Raw genomic sequence first — 15,701 nt, forward strand, 5'->3', positions numbered from 1 at the left:
TTATGGAAATTTTAGATGTTCGAGGACTTGAATGTCCATTACCAGTTGTAAAAACAAAGGAATTATTAAAAGAAATTGATAAAGTAAAAGTACTTGTTGATAATGAGATTGCGATTGAAAATTTAACAAAATTTGCAGGAGTAAGACATTATCAAATTGTTACAGGTGATGACGGAGATGATTTTTATGCAATTATTGCTAAAGAAGGTATTGATGAAGAATTAGATTTTAATGAAAAAAGTGGAGATGTTGTTGTTATTTCAAGTAAAACAATGGGAAGCAATGAAGAACTTGGTGTTGTTTTAATGAAATCATTTATCTTTGCACTTACAAAACAAGATCAATTACCTAAAGAAATGATTTTTTATAATGAAGGTATTTTCCTTACTACAAATGAGGGAGATATTTTAAATGATTTAAAATATCTTGAAAGTCAAGGTGTTGATATTGTAAGTTGTGGAACATGTCTCGATTTCTTTAACCGTAAAGAATTATTACAAGTAGGAGCTGTCACAAATATGTATGATATTGTTGAAAGAATGGAGAAGGCTGAAAAAGTTATTAAGCCATAAAAGATAAATGAAAGATCTAGTTATTGTAAGAGGTGGTGGCGATATTGCTACAGGGACCATTTATAAACTTTTTAAATGTGGATTTAAGGTCTTGATTTTAGAAATTGAAAAACCAAGTGCCATTCGAAGAAATGTTGCTTTTTGTGAAGCTATTTATGATACGCAAAAACAAGTAGAAGATGTCACTTGTTATCTAGCACATGACTATGATGAAGCAAAACAATTTTTAATGGAAAATAAAGTGACGTTATTGGTTGATCCAGAGGCTAAATCCATTGATTATTTCAAGCCAGAGGTTGTTGTTGATGCCATTCTTGCCAAAAAGAATTTAGGAACAACAAAAGAGATGGCTCCAATTACCATTGCTTTAGGTCCGGGATTTATGGCAGGTAAAGATGTTGATGTTGTTATTGAAACGATGCGAGGGCATAAACTTGGAAGAACGATTTATCAAGGAGCTGCTTTAAAAAATACAGGTGTACCAGGTGTCATTAAAGGTTATGGAAAAGAACGTGTTATTCATTCCCCTGGCGCAGGAACTGTAAAACATGTAAGGCATTTAACAGATATTGTTAAAAAAGGTGAAGTGATTGCTTACGTTGATCAAACACCGATTTATGCGACAATGGATGGATTACTTCGCGGCTTGATTAAAGAAGGCTTTGTAGTCACTCAAGGTTTTAAAATAGCAGATATTGATCCACGTGAAGATGAATATGAAAATTGTTTTACGATTTCCGATAAAGCACGCTGCATTGCTGGTGGTGTCATTGAAGCTATCTTTTATTTAAGAGGACATAGAAATGATTTATCTTGATCAAGCAGCAACCAGTTTTCCTAAAATTAAAGAAGTTCAAGATGCAGTAATTGATTGTATGAATCATTGCACCAATGCGAATCGTTCTACCAGTGTGACAAGTTTAAATGCGAGTCGTTTGATTTATCAAACACGCAAACTTATTAAAGAATATTTTCATGTGCCTCAAGATGGATGTGTGGTTTTAAATAGTGGAAATACAGAAAGTATCAATACATGTATTAAAGGTATTCTCAAAAAAGGAGATCATGTGATTACGACCTACGCTGAACATAACAGTGTTTTAAGACCACTTTATCAATTAGAAAAAGCAAATATTATTACGTTATCTATTACCTCACCCACAGTAGAGAATATTAAAAAACATCTTCAAAAAAAGACAAAAATGATTATTGTAACACATAGCTCTAATGTAACGGGTGAAATTTATCCAATTGCTGAAATTGGAAAACTAGCGCACGAACATGGTATTTTAATGATGAGTGATATTGCCCAAAGTGCGGGACATCTTCTAATTGATATGGAAAAGATGAATTTAGATATTTTATGTTTTAGTGGTCATAAAGGGTTGCTTGGAAATAGTGGAGTTGGTGGTTTTTGTTTAGCTCAATCTATAGAAATGGAACCTTTAATAAGTGGTGGAACAGGAATGGACTCTTTTAATCATTTTCAAAGTGATTACTACCCTGAACATGTTGAAGCGGGAACACGTAATATGACAGGAATTGCTTCTTTAAAGGCAGGTGTTTTTTATTTAATGAAATATCATGATGAAAAATCAAAATACACAAATGAATTAGTTGAACTTTTATATGATGGTTTAAAAAATATTCCACAAGTTGTTTTGTATGGCGATTTCAAAGAAAGAACACCAATTCTTGCATTTAATATACAAGGAATGGATAGTTTTCAAGTGGCAGATCTTTTAAATAATAAATATGATATTGCAATTCGTTGCGGTACTCATTGTGCACCTTTGATGCATCAACATCTCAATACAGTGAAAAGTGGAATCGTAAGAACATCACTTTCATTTATGAATACAAAAGAAGAAATACAATTTTTCATCAAAGCAATTCAAGAAATTAGTGAGGGTAATTATGATAATTAGTGTTATTGGTTCGGGTGGAAAGACAACAAAAATAAAACAGTTAAAAGATCAATATTTAAAAGAAGGTAAGAGTGTTTTAATGACAACTTCTACTCATATGAAAATTGAAGAAAATACACTAGTCGATCCGAGTTATGAAGAAATTATAAATGAAATTAAAAAGCATGGCTACGTACATGCAGGTAGCAAAGCCAAAAATCAAAAAATTAAAGCTTTGGATGATGAAGTATTAGAAAAATTAAAAAAAGAAATAGATGTAATTTTAATTGAAGCTGATGGTTCTCATGGATTACCTTTAAAATATCCAAGAAATCATGAACCTGTTGTAGACAAAGACAGTAATGAAATTATTTTAATTACTTCTTTAAAGGGACTTGGAAAACCTGTTCAAGATGTCGTTCATGGTTATCAAGAAATGAAAGTTGATGGAAATCAAAGAGTAGATAGTCTTTTTATTCAACAACTTATCAACATCTATTTAAAAAAAATTGATAAATATAATGTTCCCATTAAAATTCAAGTAAACGAAGCAAGTTCACTTTATGAAAAAGCACTAGCTTCGTTATTAGAAGATCAAAAAGAGGTAACACTTATTAATGAAGAATGGTTCTTGCCACAACCGAAACTTGTTATTTTGGGTGCAGGACATGTGAGTCAATATGTAAATAAACTTGCTTCTATGTTGGATTTCTATACGATTGTTATTGATGAAAGAAAAGAATTTGCATGTAAAGAATTATTTCCAGAAGCAAATGAAATTCATTGTGTTTCTTTTGATAAAGCTGATTCCTATTTTCCTAAGGAAACAAATACATGTTATGTCATTGTGACAAGAGGACATAAAGATGATCGTTTGTGTTTAAAAAAGACACTTTTTCTACAAAGTCTTTATGTAGGAATGATTGGAAGCAAAAAGAAAGTTAGACAAACCTATGATGCTTTACTAGAAGAAGGATATCAACAAGTTGAACTTGATAAAGTACATGCGCCTATTGGACTGCCAATAAAAGCAGTAACCCCTGCAGAGATTGCCGTCAGTATCATGTCTGAAATTATTGCTGTTAAAAATGAACATCAATATTCAAGTATAACAAATGACTTATTAGAAGTACAAGGTGATGGTGTTTTATGTATTATTATTGATAAAAAAGGATCAACACCACGTACGGTTGGTAGTATGATGTTTGTAAATGAAAAAGAACTTGTTGGTTCTATTGGTGGGGGCAGGGAAGAATATCAAGCTATTTTAGATGCTAAGAATTGTCAAAAGGTAATGATGAAACATTATGAATTAAATAATAGCGAAAGTGCCAATTTAGGAATGATTTGTGGAGGAAGTAATGATGTGTTATTTCTTCCTATAAAGCAGCATTAGCTGCTTTTTTATGTCTATAAATCTATTTTTTTGTAGTATCTTGATGAAAAAAAAGAGTTATGCTACAATTTTCTTGTTTCTAGAAGGTTAATTTAATATGAGGGAGAGAGAATATGGAGAAAAAAGAGTATACAAGTCCTTATGATTTTGAAGGGAAAATTCCTTTAAAACAGGCAGTTATTTTAGGTTTACAACACGTTCTAGCAATGTTCGTTGGTAACTTAACACCAGTACTTATTATCACGGGGGCTTGTGCTGCAATGCATGATGCAGATGTGTTTGCTGCAATTCAAGTTTCACTTTTACAAAATGCAATGCTTATTGCAGGTGTTGTTACTTTAGTACAATTATTTTCAATAGGTCCTATTGGTGGGAAAGTCCCAATTATCATGGGAACAAGTTCAGGATTTATTGGTGTTTTCCAAAGTGTTGCTCATGTAATGGGTGGTGGTGTTTTAGGATATGGTGCCATCATGGGAGCAAGTATTATTGGTGGTTTATTTGAAACGGTTTTAGGTTTTCTTTTAAAACCATTACGTCGTTTCTTTCCGTCTGTTGTTACAGGAACAGTTGTTTTATCCATTGGTTTGTCTTTAATTGGTGTTGGTGTTGCTTCTTTCGGGGGAGGAAGTAGTGCTAAAGATTATGGATCTGTAGAAAATCTTTTAATTGGTTTATTTGTTTTAGTTGTTATTTTAGCTTTTAAACATGGTACAAAAGGAATGTTAAGTAATTCGGCTGTTTTAATTGGAATTATTTGTGGTTATGTTTTATGTATGATTTTACCATTGTTTATTTCAACAACAGGTGTTGCCAGTGATGGAACAGAGTTTGTTAAATCATGGGTTTTAAATTGGGATAAGGTGGCTCAAGCAAAATGGTTTGCCTTACCAAAACTCATGCCAGTAAAACCAGTTTTTGATTTAAGAGCAATCTTACCAGTTTTAATTATGTTTATTGTTACAGCTGTTGAAACTGTTGGGGATATTTCTGGTGTTATGGAAGGCGGAATGTCAAGAGAAGCTACAGATCAAGAATTATCAGGTGGAGTTATCTGTGATGGTATTGGTTCATCCATTGCTGCTTTATTTGGTGTTTTACCTAATACATCTTTTTCACAAAATGTTGGGTTAGTAACAATGACTAAAATTGTCAATCGTTTTGCTTTGGCGTGCGGTGCGATTTTCCTAATTATTTGTGGTTTATTTCCTAAATTAGCGGCACTTGTTTCCATTATGCCTCAATCCGTATTAGGTGGAGCAGCAGTCATCATGTTTTCATCGATTGTTATGTCTGGAATTCAATTGATTACCAAAGAACCTCTTACTGCTCGTTCAATGACAATTGTCTCAGTTGCTTTAGGATTAGGTTATGGTATTGGTGCAAATAGTGCAATTTTAATGCAACTTCCACAAGCAATTCAAATGATTTGTGGAGAATCAGGAATTGTACCTGCTGCTTTTGTAGCAATTATTTTAAATATTTTATTACCAAAAGAAAAACAATAAAGGAGGGCTTTCTTTGTTATCGATTAGAAATTATGTGCGACCTCAAACAATTGAGGAAGCTTATGAATATGCAAAAAAACCGCTGAGTGTTGTTTTAGGTGGTATGTTATGGCTTAAAATGCAAAATAGAAATGTTAATTTTGCTATTGATTTATCTGATTTACATTTAGATCAAATTGAAGAAATAGATGATGAAATACATATTGGTGCTATGGTTACTTTAAGAGAGCTTGAAACAAATGAACAATTAAACTATTTTACACAAGGAGCTATTAAAGAAAGCGTACGTCATATTGTCGGTGTTCAATTTAGAAACTTAGCGACAATGGGCGGATCTATTTATGGAAGGTTTGGTTTTTCTGATGTTTTAACACTTTTTATGGCGCTTGATTGTGAGGTAGAACTTTATCCAACTGGGCGAGTTTCTATCAAAGAATTTGCGAATATGAAATTTACAAAAGATATTCTTACAAAAGTTATTATTAAAAAAGTACCAACAAATGTGGTTTATTTATCACAAAGAAATATTTCAACAGATTTTCCTGTTTTAACCTGTGCGGTTAGTAATATAAATCAACATTATACATGTATCATTGGAGCAAGACCGTTACATGCTGTAGCAATTAATGGAGATAGTTATTTTGAAACAGGTATTACTGAAAAAAATATTCAAAATTTTACAAAATGTGTTTTATCAGAATTAAAATTAGGAAGCAATTCAAGAGCATCTAAAGAATATCGTCAAAAGATTGCAAAGGTTTTAATAAAAAGAGCTTTTCTTCAATTAAAGGAGGATGTATATGGAAATTAAATTAACTTTAAATGGAGAAAGAATTGTACAAGATATAGAACCTGATTTATTACTTATTGATTTTGTGAGAAAAAATGGTTGTTATAGTGTTAAACGTGGTTGCGATACAAGTAACTGTGGATTATGTACGGTTTTATTAAATGATAAACCAGTGCTTTCATGCAGTGTTCTTGCAATGCGTGCAAATGGTGCAAAAGTAGTTACTTTAGAAGGAATGCAAGAAGAAGCAAAGCCACTTGCAACATTTATTGCTAGTCAAGGAGCTGAACAATGTGGTTTTTGTAATCCTGGATTTATGATGAATACACTTGCTTTATTAAAAGAAAATCCTCATCCAAGTGATGATGAAATTAAAGAATTTTTAGCTGGAAATTTATGTCGTTGTTCAGGTTATGAAGGACAACTTAGAGGAATAAAAAATTACCTAAACTATCTTGAAGAAAAGGGGAATGAATAATGGCTTATAAACATATTGAAAAACCGGTCATGAAAAAAGATGCTATGAATCTTTTACTTGGTAAACCTGTTTATGTAGATGACATAACAAGTCAAGATTGTTTAGTTGTTAAAGTGTTAAGATCACCACATGCTCATGCTTTGATTGAAGAAATTGATGTTTCTAAAGCTCAAAAAATCCCAGGTATTGAAGCTGTTTATACGTATAAAGATGTTCCTCAAAAACGTTTTACCATGGCAGGTCAAACATCTCCAGAACCAAGTCCTTATGATCGTTTAATTTTAGATCAAAGAGTTCGTTTTGTAGGAGATGCTGTTGCTATTGTTGCTGGTATTAATGAAAAGGTTGTTGATCGTGCTTTAAAAATTATTAAAGTAAAATATCAAGTTTTAACACCTGTTCTTGATTTTACGAAAGCAAAAGATAATAACATCTTAGTTCATCCTGAAGAAAATTGGAAAGCTTTATGTCCAGTAGGTGCTGACAATCATAGAAATCTTGTGGCAACAGATTCTTCAAGTCAAGGTGATTTAGAAAAAGTGTTTGCTTCTTGTGATCAAGTCATTGAAAGAACCTATCATACAAGAGCAAACCAACAAGCAATGATGGAAACTTTTAGAACTTATTGTGAAATTGACCCTTATGGAAGACTTCATGTTATTTCTTCAACCCAAATTGTTTTCCATTGTCGAAGAATTCTTGCTAACGCATTAGATATTCCTCAATCGAAAATTCGTGTTGAAAAACCAAGAATTGGAGGAGGATTTGGGGCTAAACAAACTGTTGTAGCTGAAGTTTATCCTGCTTTTGTAACATGGATGACCAAGAAACCTTCTAAAATGATTTATAGTCGAAAAGAATCACAAATTGCCTCTACACCACGTCATGAAATGCAAGTGACTGTTAAATTAGGAGCAATGAATGATGGAACAATTCGAGCAATGGACGTTTATACTCTTTCAAATAGTGGTGCTTTTGGTGAACATGGACCAACAACAGTAGGTTTATCGGGACATAAATCGATTCCACTTTATACAAATAATCTTGAAGCCTTTAAATTTTCTTATGATGTTGTTTATACCAATTGTCAAGCAGCTGGTGCCTATCGTGGCTATGGTGCTACGCAAGGACTTTTTGCGGTAGAATCGATTGTTAGTGAAATGGCAGGAATTTTAGGTATTGACCCAGTAGTTATTCGAGAAAAGAATATGGTTAGACAAGGTCAAACAATGGGGGCTTATTATAATGAGGTTGCTAAAGCATGCGCATTAGACAAATGTATGGATCATGCTAAAAAACTTTTTGATTGGGAGAACAAATCAAAGGTACGCGTCTTAGAAAATGGTAAAATTAGAAGTTCTGGAGTAGCCATGGCTATGCAAGGATCTGGTATTTCAGGGGTTGATGTGGGTTCTGCTACATTAAAACTTGAAGATGATGGTTATTATACACTTCATATAGGCGCAGCCGATATGGGAACAGGTTGCGACACCATTCTTGCACAAATGGCAGCTGAGTGTTTAGACTGTGATGTTGATCAAATTGTTGTCTTTGGAGCAGATACAGATATTTCACCTTATGATTCAGGTTCTTATGCTTCTTCAACAACTTATGTAACAGGAAAGGCAGTAGAGCAAGCTTGTGAAAAATTAAAAAATAATTTATGTGATCTTGCTTTACAAACATTTCATTGTGAAAAAGAAGATGTTGAATTCACCTCACAAGGTGTTAAAAATTTAAAGACAAACGAACTTTTAACTTTAAAGGAGCTTGCTTTAAAAGCAATGTGTGGAAATAATATCGAAACACAGGTTACAGTTACACATTCATCTCCATTTTCGCCACCACCTTATATGGTAGGAATGGTTGAAATTGAACTTGATAAAGAAACAGGACAAGTTGATATTCTTGATTATGTTGCGGTTGTCGATTGCGGCACTGTTATTAATACAAATTTAGCACGTGTTCAAACAGAAGGTGGCTTAGTTCAAGGAATTGGTATGGCTCTCTATGAAGATGTTCAATATACAAAACGTGGTGCTATTCCTGAAAATTCTTTTATGCAATATAAAATTCCTACACGTTTGGATATGGGAAAAATTAGAGTTGAATTTGAAAGTAGCTATGAACCAACTGGTCCATTTGGTGCAAAATCGATTGGTGAAATTGTTATTAATACACCATCTCCTGCAATTGCCAATGCTATCTATCGAGCAACGGGTAAATATCTAAAGGATCTTCCAATGACTCCTGAAAAAATCTTAATGGCAATTGATGAGTAATGAAAACATATATTATTTATTTAGCGGCTGGAAATAGTCGTCGTTTTAAGGAAGATAAGTTACATACGCTTTTTAAAGGAAAAGAACTGTATCTTTATGGAATTGATACATTGAAACAATTATTAAAACATCGTAACGATATAGAAATTATCATTGTCTCTAATACAATTGATATACAAGAAAAATATATTCATAGTTATAAAAGTCCTTTAAGTGAAAGAGGGATTTCCTATTCTATTAAAGCTGCTTTAGAACATATCAATCAACAAAAAGATTATCAAATGATGTTTATGGTTGCAGATCAACCCTATCTTTCTTATCAAACACTTAATAAGATGATTGATACATTTAATCAATCATCTTATTCTATATGTTCTTTAATGTTTAAAGATAGAGTTGGAAATCCTGTAATCTTTTCTAAAGGATATTTTAATGAATTGTATTCTTTAAAAGAAGATCAAGGAGGGCGGGAAATCGTCAATAAATATCCACAAGAATGTTTTTATTTTATAATTGAAAATGAAAAAGAACTTTATGATATTGATTATCAAAGTGATTTACAAAAACTTATAAAAGAAGAAAAATATGATTGAACATGCTAAGTTAGAAGATAAAGAAGAAATCTATAATTTGATTTGTATTTTAGAAAATAAAAAAATCAAGAAAGAACACTTTGATTGTGTTTTTGAAAATTCTTTAAAAGATAAAGATATTATTTATTTAGTTTATCGAGATAAAAAAATTGAAGGATTTCTAAGTTTTAAAATAAATCATTATTTACATCATGATCGTGATACTGGTGAAATTGTAGAACTGGTTGTTTTGCCAGAAAAAAGAAGTTTAAAAATTGGTAAACAATTGATTGAAAAAATTGAAAAAATTGCAAGGAATAAAAAACTTGAACAAATTGAACTTTCTACTTCCATTTATCGTAAAGATGCGCATCGCTTTTATGAAAGACAAGGATATGAAAAATTACATTATAATTATACGAAAGAATTAGATGACTAACTATAATATACGAAGTTATTGGGATAACCAATAGCTTTTTCTTTATAAAAAGTGGTACAATGAATAAAAGGTGAGATGAATATGAAAAAGTATTTAAAGAAAAATATTTTTTATTTTATAGTGTGTGTTATTTTATTTTCGACAGCAGGAATCATGTCTGTTTTTTTTGCAACTATTGTTCAAAAAATGGTGGATACATCGGTTGACAAGAATATTGTTCAATTTTATAACGTAATGATTTTAGCTATTTTATTTATTGTCCTTAATTTTTTAATATATATTTTAAGAGGTGTTTTTAGAGCAAAATATCTAAAGAATGTAATGTTTTCATTAAACCATGATTTATTTAAAGGTGTTTTTTCTATGACAGTCAAAGAATTTAATCAAGAGAATTCATCTGTGTATTTAAGTGTTTTTAATAATGATTTAAAGATTATTGAAAGAAATTATTTTGATAATTTATTAACGATTACTGCAGATTTATCACAATTTATTATTTGTTTAATTGCGGTGTTTTCGTTGCAGTTTTCTCTAGCCATTATTGTAATTATCATCAATATTATCGCAATATTTGTGCCTATATTATTTAGTAAAGTTTTATCTAAGAAGCAAGTTACTTCTACACAAAAATATAGTCAATTAAATGTCAAAATAAAGGATTTTTTCAATTCTTTTGAACTTATTAAATGTTTTCAAGTTACTCATCATATTATTCATCAATTTGATTATTTTGAAAATAAATACGAAACAAGTATGCAAAATTACCGATATGATGAAGGACTTATTTCAGGATTTTCAACCTTATCTTCTTTAGGCGTGAGTGTCATGACAACACTTATATCACTTTATTTTGTAATTATGAATAAAATAAGTATAGGAGAGATGCTTGCAATTACCCAATTAGTAAATAATATTGCTAATCCTTTAGGAAGATTATCAAATGAACTTCCATTATTGAAAAGTATAAAGCCAATCGAAAATAAAATAAATGAGTATCTTGAAATCAATAGTGAAAAGAGAACAAATTCAATTGATTCCATTGATGATATCTCATTTAACCATGTTTCCTTTAGTTATGACGGCAGTAAAGAAATTATTCATGATTTTAATTATACCTTTTATAAAAATAAAAAATATGTTCTTATTGGAAATAGTGGCTCAGGCAAATCAACACTAATCAAGTTACTTTTGAATAATTATGAAGCAAGTAGAGGAACTTTACTCATGAATGGTATAGATATTAATACGATTAGTAACAAGAGTATTTATCATTGTATTTCAATCGTTCATCAAAATGCACCAATATTAAATGATACTTTAAAAAATAATATAACATATTTTAAAAGTTATTCAGAAAAACAAATAAATGAGGTAGTAGAAAGAGCAGGATTAAAAAGCTTTGTACAATCTTTACCCAATGGTTTGAATACTGTTATTAATGAAAATGGTAATAATATTTCGGGTGGTGAAAAACAAAGAATCAGTATTGCTAGAGCATTACTTAAAAATGCAGATTTACTGATTTATGATGAACCTACTTCTAATTTGGATCGTACAACTGCAAAAGAGATTGAAAATATTTTGTTAAAAGAAAATAAAACATGTATCATGATTACTCATAAATTAGATGAAGAATTGTTAAATAAATTTGATGAAATTTTAGTGTTAAAAGATGGTTTTTTAGAAGAAACGGGGAGTTATCAACAACTTATAGAAAAAGGCAATTTTTTTAGGAAATTAGTAGAGGCTAAGGATTAATATTGAAGATATATAAAAGTTACTCAAACCTTTATGTGATAAAGAAATGAGTAACTTTTACTTATATACGAAGAAAAATTCTTGAAATAATTTTCAGTTTAATTAAAAAAACAATTACTTGTACTTGCGAATATGGCAAAATTTATGAAATAAGCAAGGAAGTCTTTTTTCACATCTTTTACACATACACATGTTACAATAAAGTTGAAGAGGTGGTAGAAATGTATAAAGCATTGATGATTGAAGATCATAAAGAAGTAAGAGATTTTGTGAAAGAATATTTTAATCATAAAGAAATAGAAGTTGTTGAAGCACAAAATGGTTATGAAGGCTTATCTTTATTAGATGATACAATTGATATTATATTGCTTGATATTATGATGCCAGGAATAGATGGTTATGAAGTTTGTAAACAAATTAGAAGTCAATATAATACGCTCATCGTTTTTATAAGTGCTTTATCAGAAGATGAAAACCAATTAAAGGCTTATGAATATGGAGCAGATGATTATATTACTAAACCATTTAAACCTTCTTTATTGTATGCAAAATGTTTAGCACTTTTAAAAAGAAATAAAAAGATTGAAACGAATCAACTTCAATCAGGAAAAGTGATTTTGGATTTAGATAAACATGTTTTAGTGATTGAAGAAAACGATATTGCTTTAACAGACAAAGAATTTAAACTTCTTCGATACTTAATGGAAAATCAGGGGATTGTTTTATCAAGAGAAAAAATTTTAGATGCTTTATGGGGTTATGATTATTATGGCGATGGACGTGCTGTTGATACGTATATCAAACGATTAAGAAAGAGATTAGAAAATTATTCTTATTATATTCAAACAGTCGTTAAAATAGGATATATATGGAAAGGAGAAGAATCATGAAAAAAATAAGAAGTATCCAGTTTAAAGTATTTATCTGTTTGTTTATTTCTTTTATGGTAGTATTTGGTTATGTTGTCAAAAATAAGTATGATCGAAGTTTTAATGAACTGGTTTACAATACTGATTACACGGCTTCAGATGATTATATTAATTTTTGCAATACTATAGATAGTAGAGGACCTCATCAAGTAGAATTAGATTTAGAAAAAATAAAAAAAGAATTAGGCAATTTACCTAAAGATGATATGACTGAAATTTGTCTTTTAGATGCCAAAGGAAAACTTATCAATCAATACGGGTATAATAAAAAAGATCGATTACTTATTGCCTCCAGTTCTTTTGTAGAAAGTGATGATTCGAATGACTATTACAATTTTGAATATTATATCGATTTATCAGAATTATCAAATAAACAATATAAGCTCTTAAAAGATACAATAAAGGATGTTGATGAAAAAGGCTATGATGAAATAAATTTATGCTTTGAAGGTCAAATAGAAGAATTACAAAATTTTAAAGAAACATCCCAATTAATATATAACGCAAAAATTCGCTATTTTAAAGTCACACCAACCTTTATTCATTATAATACGGATATTTTTGGAAAGAAGCAAGGAAACTTAATTAGTGCGACTTTAGAAGCGTATGTTGATGATGGGGATTATCATTTATCATGGCATGGAGAAGTAGTCAATGACATAAAAAAAGTTTCAACATTGAAAATGAACCAGTTGACAAAAGATGCTATCGATAATCATTTTTCTAATATTTATGTAAGACTTGCTTCATTTTTAGATAAAGATACTATTACTTCAAAAGAAAATAGAAAAATGACAAATGAAATTGCCACATCTATTAAAGAAGGAACATTAACGTATGCAACGTTTACTAAACTTTTAGATGATTATTCTTATCAAGTATTACTTATGCCTTTATATAAATATCAAGGCTATACTGAGGGGCAAGAACATACACCAGAGGCTTTTATTGCAGTTTTCTATGATTTTCAAAGTGGAGGGAGAAATCAATTAAGAAATGATTTGTTTAAAGATAACTTTCCATTACTTTTAGGTGGTTTCTTATTTATCGTTTTATTTTCATATTTGATTTCTTATATGACAACAAGACGTATTAAAGAAATTGATCGTGTTGCAATGGAAATCACAAATAATAATTTTGAAGGTGTATTAGATACAAAAGGACACGATGAATTATCAAGCCTTTCAAGTCATATTAATACAATGTCTTCTAATTTAAAAAGGAATATGGATGCATTGAATTTAGAAATAGATCAAGTGAAGAAGATGGAACAATTAAGGAAAGAATTTATTGCTCAATTTACTCATGAGATTAAAACACCTCTTGCTATTATTAATGGAAATATTGATTTATTAGAAAATGTAGATGATGAAGATAAAAAAGCTAAGTATATAGAGGTGATCAATAAAGAAATTAGTGTTATTAATGATTTAGTATTACAAATGTTAGATTTATCAAAACTTGAAGCAAAGGCGATTACTTTAGATAAAAAAGAAATTGATTTAAGAGAGCTAACTGAAGATATTATTGATGATTATGAACAATTATTAATGGATAAAAAATTAAAGATAGAAATACAAGGAGAAGATGTTTTAATTGTAGGTGATAGAAAACGAATAGAAATGGTTATTCAAAATTATTTATCAAATGCAATTAAACATGCATATATTAATAGTACGATTAAAATTAAAATCAAAGAAAATGAATTTTCGATTGAAAATAAGGGAAAACAAATTGATGAAAATAGAATGGATAGCATTTGGGAATCTTTTGTCAGTGATGATCAAAAAGGTACAGGTTTAGGTCTTGCAATCGTTAGAAATATTTTAGAACTTCATGAAATGAGTTATGGAGTTCATAATTTAGAAGACGGTGTAGAGTTTTATTTTAGATGGAAAAAATAAATGAAAACCCTTTCTTTAAAAAAGAGTTATAGAATCGTTAAAAAAGTGTTCTTTTTTTCATAAATTAGTTCCATTTAATGAAAAAAAAGCATATAATAGGCATTGCTTAAAGGAGAGATAGTAATGAATATAATTTTAATGGGTCCACCAGGTGCTGGTAAAGGAACTCAAGCTGCTAAATTGGTGGAAAAATATGGTTTAAAACAAATTTCTACAGGAGATTTATTTAGAAAAGCAATTAAAGAAGAAACAAAATTTGGTGTTATTGCTAAATATTTTATTTCTTTTGGTTATTTAGTACCAGATGATTTTACAATTCAAATGATTCAAGAATATTTAGAAGAAAATATTAACACTGAAGAATTTAAAAATGGTTTCATCTTAGATGGTTTCCCAAGAACAATCATTCAAGCTAGAAAATTAGCTGATATTTGTTCAATGTTCAATTTTAAAATTGATGCTGTAATCAACTTAGATATTCCTGAAGATGTTTTAGTTAAACGTTTATCAGGAAGAAGAACTTGTGCTGATTGTGGAAAATCATATCATATCGTTTATAACCCACCTAAAAAAGAAGGTGTTTGTGACGTATGTGGTGGAGAATTAACACAACGTTCTGACGAAAGTGAAGAAGCAGTTCAAGTACGTATTGATACTTACAATAAACAAACAAAACCTTTAATTGATTACTATACAATGTTAGGTGAACTTACTAACGTTGATGGAAATCAATCAATGGATGAAGTTGCTGAAGAAATTTATAAAGTATTAGATGAATTAAAATAGAAGTAAAAGCTTCTATTTTTTCATTTTATGAAAGAAACATACTTGTCTATACCTCTATGCTATAATAAATGTGTCAAAAATGGAGGATATAAAAATGAGTAAAAAACCTGTAAAAATTGTAACAATTGGTGGAGGAAGTAGTTATACACCAGAATTAATGGAAGGATTTATTAAAAGATATGATGAACTTCCAATCAAAGAAATTTGGCTTGTCGATATTGAAGATGGGAAAGAAAAATTAGAAATCGTTGGTAAAATGGCACAACGTATGTGGGATGCTTCTCCTTATGATGTTAAAGTTCATTTAACATTAGATCGTAGAGAAGCATTAAAGGATGCTGATTTCGTTACAACTCAATTTAGAGTTGGTTTATTAAATG

General features: G+C 30.0%; 15 protein-coding genes. All 15 read left to right on the top strand.

From position 1 onward, the window contains the following. The first annotated feature begins 2 nt into the window (after positions 1-2). Positions 3-572 carry a sulfurtransferase-like selenium metabolism protein YedF gene (gene yedF / locus C7U55_RS05440; protein ID WP_106987694.1) on the top strand — a complete coding sequence of 190 codons (570 nt, stop codon included), beginning with the start codon at positions 3-5 and terminating at the stop codon, positions 570-572. A 7-nt stretch (positions 573-579) separates the two neighbouring features. Then, the gene (yqeB, locus tag C7U55_RS05445) at positions 580-1,389 is read left to right on the top strand and encodes a selenium-dependent molybdenum cofactor biosynthesis protein YqeB (protein ID WP_106987695.1); all 810 of its coding nucleotides are present in this window, start codon (positions 580-582) and stop codon (positions 1,387-1,389) included. Beyond that, the gene (locus C7U55_RS05450; protein ID WP_106987696.1) at positions 1,376-2,500 is read left to right on the top strand and encodes an aminotransferase class V-fold PLP-dependent enzyme; all 1,125 of its coding nucleotides are present in this window, start codon (positions 1,376-1,378) and stop codon (positions 2,498-2,500) included. The genes yqeB and C7U55_RS05450 overlap by 14 nt, the downstream gene beginning before the upstream one ends. Then, the gene (gene yqeC / locus C7U55_RS05455) at positions 2,490-3,875 is read left to right on the top strand and encodes a selenium cofactor biosynthesis protein YqeC (protein ID WP_106987697.1); all 1,386 of its coding nucleotides are present in this window, start codon (positions 2,490-2,492) and stop codon (positions 3,873-3,875) included. The genes C7U55_RS05450 and yqeC overlap by 11 nt, the downstream gene beginning before the upstream one ends. Positions 3,876-3,988: 113 nt before the next feature. Further along, entirely contained in the window at positions 3,989-5,383 is a 1,395-nt protein-coding gene (locus C7U55_RS05460) for a uracil-xanthine permease family protein (protein WP_106987698.1), read from the top strand. Between the two features lie 13 nt (positions 5,384-5,396). Then, positions 5,397-6,194, top strand: coding sequence for an FAD binding domain-containing protein (locus C7U55_RS05465; RefSeq protein WP_106987699.1), 798 nt, complete (start codon positions 5,397-5,399; stop codon positions 6,192-6,194). Next, positions 6,184-6,651 (top strand): (2Fe-2S)-binding protein, encoded by a 468-nt coding sequence (locus C7U55_RS05470; RefSeq protein ID WP_106987700.1) that lies wholly within the window; start codon positions 6,184-6,186, stop codon positions 6,649-6,651. Before C7U55_RS05465 ends, C7U55_RS05470 begins: the two co-directional genes overlap by 11 nt. Next, entirely contained in the window at positions 6,651-8,933 is a 2,283-nt protein-coding gene (locus C7U55_RS05475; RefSeq protein ID WP_106987701.1) for a xanthine dehydrogenase family protein molybdopterin-binding subunit, read from the top strand. The genes C7U55_RS05470 and C7U55_RS05475 overlap by 1 nt, the downstream gene beginning before the upstream one ends. Further along, positions 8,933-9,526 carry a nucleotidyltransferase family protein gene (locus C7U55_RS05480; protein WP_106987702.1) on the top strand — a complete coding sequence of 198 codons (594 nt, stop codon included), beginning with the start codon at positions 8,933-8,935 and terminating at the stop codon, positions 9,524-9,526. The genes C7U55_RS05475 and C7U55_RS05480 overlap by 1 nt, the downstream gene beginning before the upstream one ends. Then, positions 9,519-9,944, top strand: coding sequence for a GNAT family N-acetyltransferase (locus C7U55_RS05485; protein WP_106987703.1), 426 nt, complete (start codon positions 9,519-9,521; stop codon positions 9,942-9,944). Before C7U55_RS05480 ends, C7U55_RS05485 begins: the two co-directional genes overlap by 8 nt. Before the next feature lie 81 nt (positions 9,945-10,025). Next, a complete protein-coding gene (locus tag C7U55_RS05490) occupies positions 10,026-11,702 on the top strand; it encodes an ABC transporter ATP-binding protein (protein WP_162297415.1) in 1,677 nt (558 codons plus the stop codon). A 221-nt stretch (positions 11,703-11,923) separates the two neighbouring features. Continuing rightward, positions 11,924-12,592: a response regulator transcription factor gene (locus C7U55_RS05495; RefSeq protein WP_106987705.1), complete on the top strand. Its 669-nt coding sequence runs from the start codon at positions 11,924-11,926 to the stop codon at positions 12,590-12,592. Next, positions 12,589-14,535: a sensor histidine kinase gene (locus C7U55_RS05500; protein ID WP_162297416.1), complete on the top strand. Its 1,947-nt coding sequence runs from the start codon at positions 12,589-12,591 to the stop codon at positions 14,533-14,535. The genes C7U55_RS05495 and C7U55_RS05500 overlap by 4 nt, the downstream gene beginning before the upstream one ends. Before the next feature lie 123 nt (positions 14,536-14,658). Further along, entirely contained in the window at positions 14,659-15,321 is a 663-nt protein-coding gene (locus C7U55_RS05505; RefSeq protein ID WP_032090013.1) for an adenylate kinase, read from the top strand. Between the two features lie 94 nt (positions 15,322-15,415). Then, on the top strand, positions 15,416-15,701 hold a 286-nt coding region (locus C7U55_RS05510), incomplete at its 3' end, for a Rossmann-fold NAD(P)-binding domain-containing protein (protein ID WP_455550093.1).

It is taken from the genome of Faecalibacillus faecis (assembly GCF_003024675.1).
In the GTDB taxonomy this organism is placed as follows: domain Bacteria; phylum Bacillota_I; class Bacilli_A; order Erysipelotrichales; family Coprobacillaceae; genus Faecalibacillus; species Faecalibacillus faecis.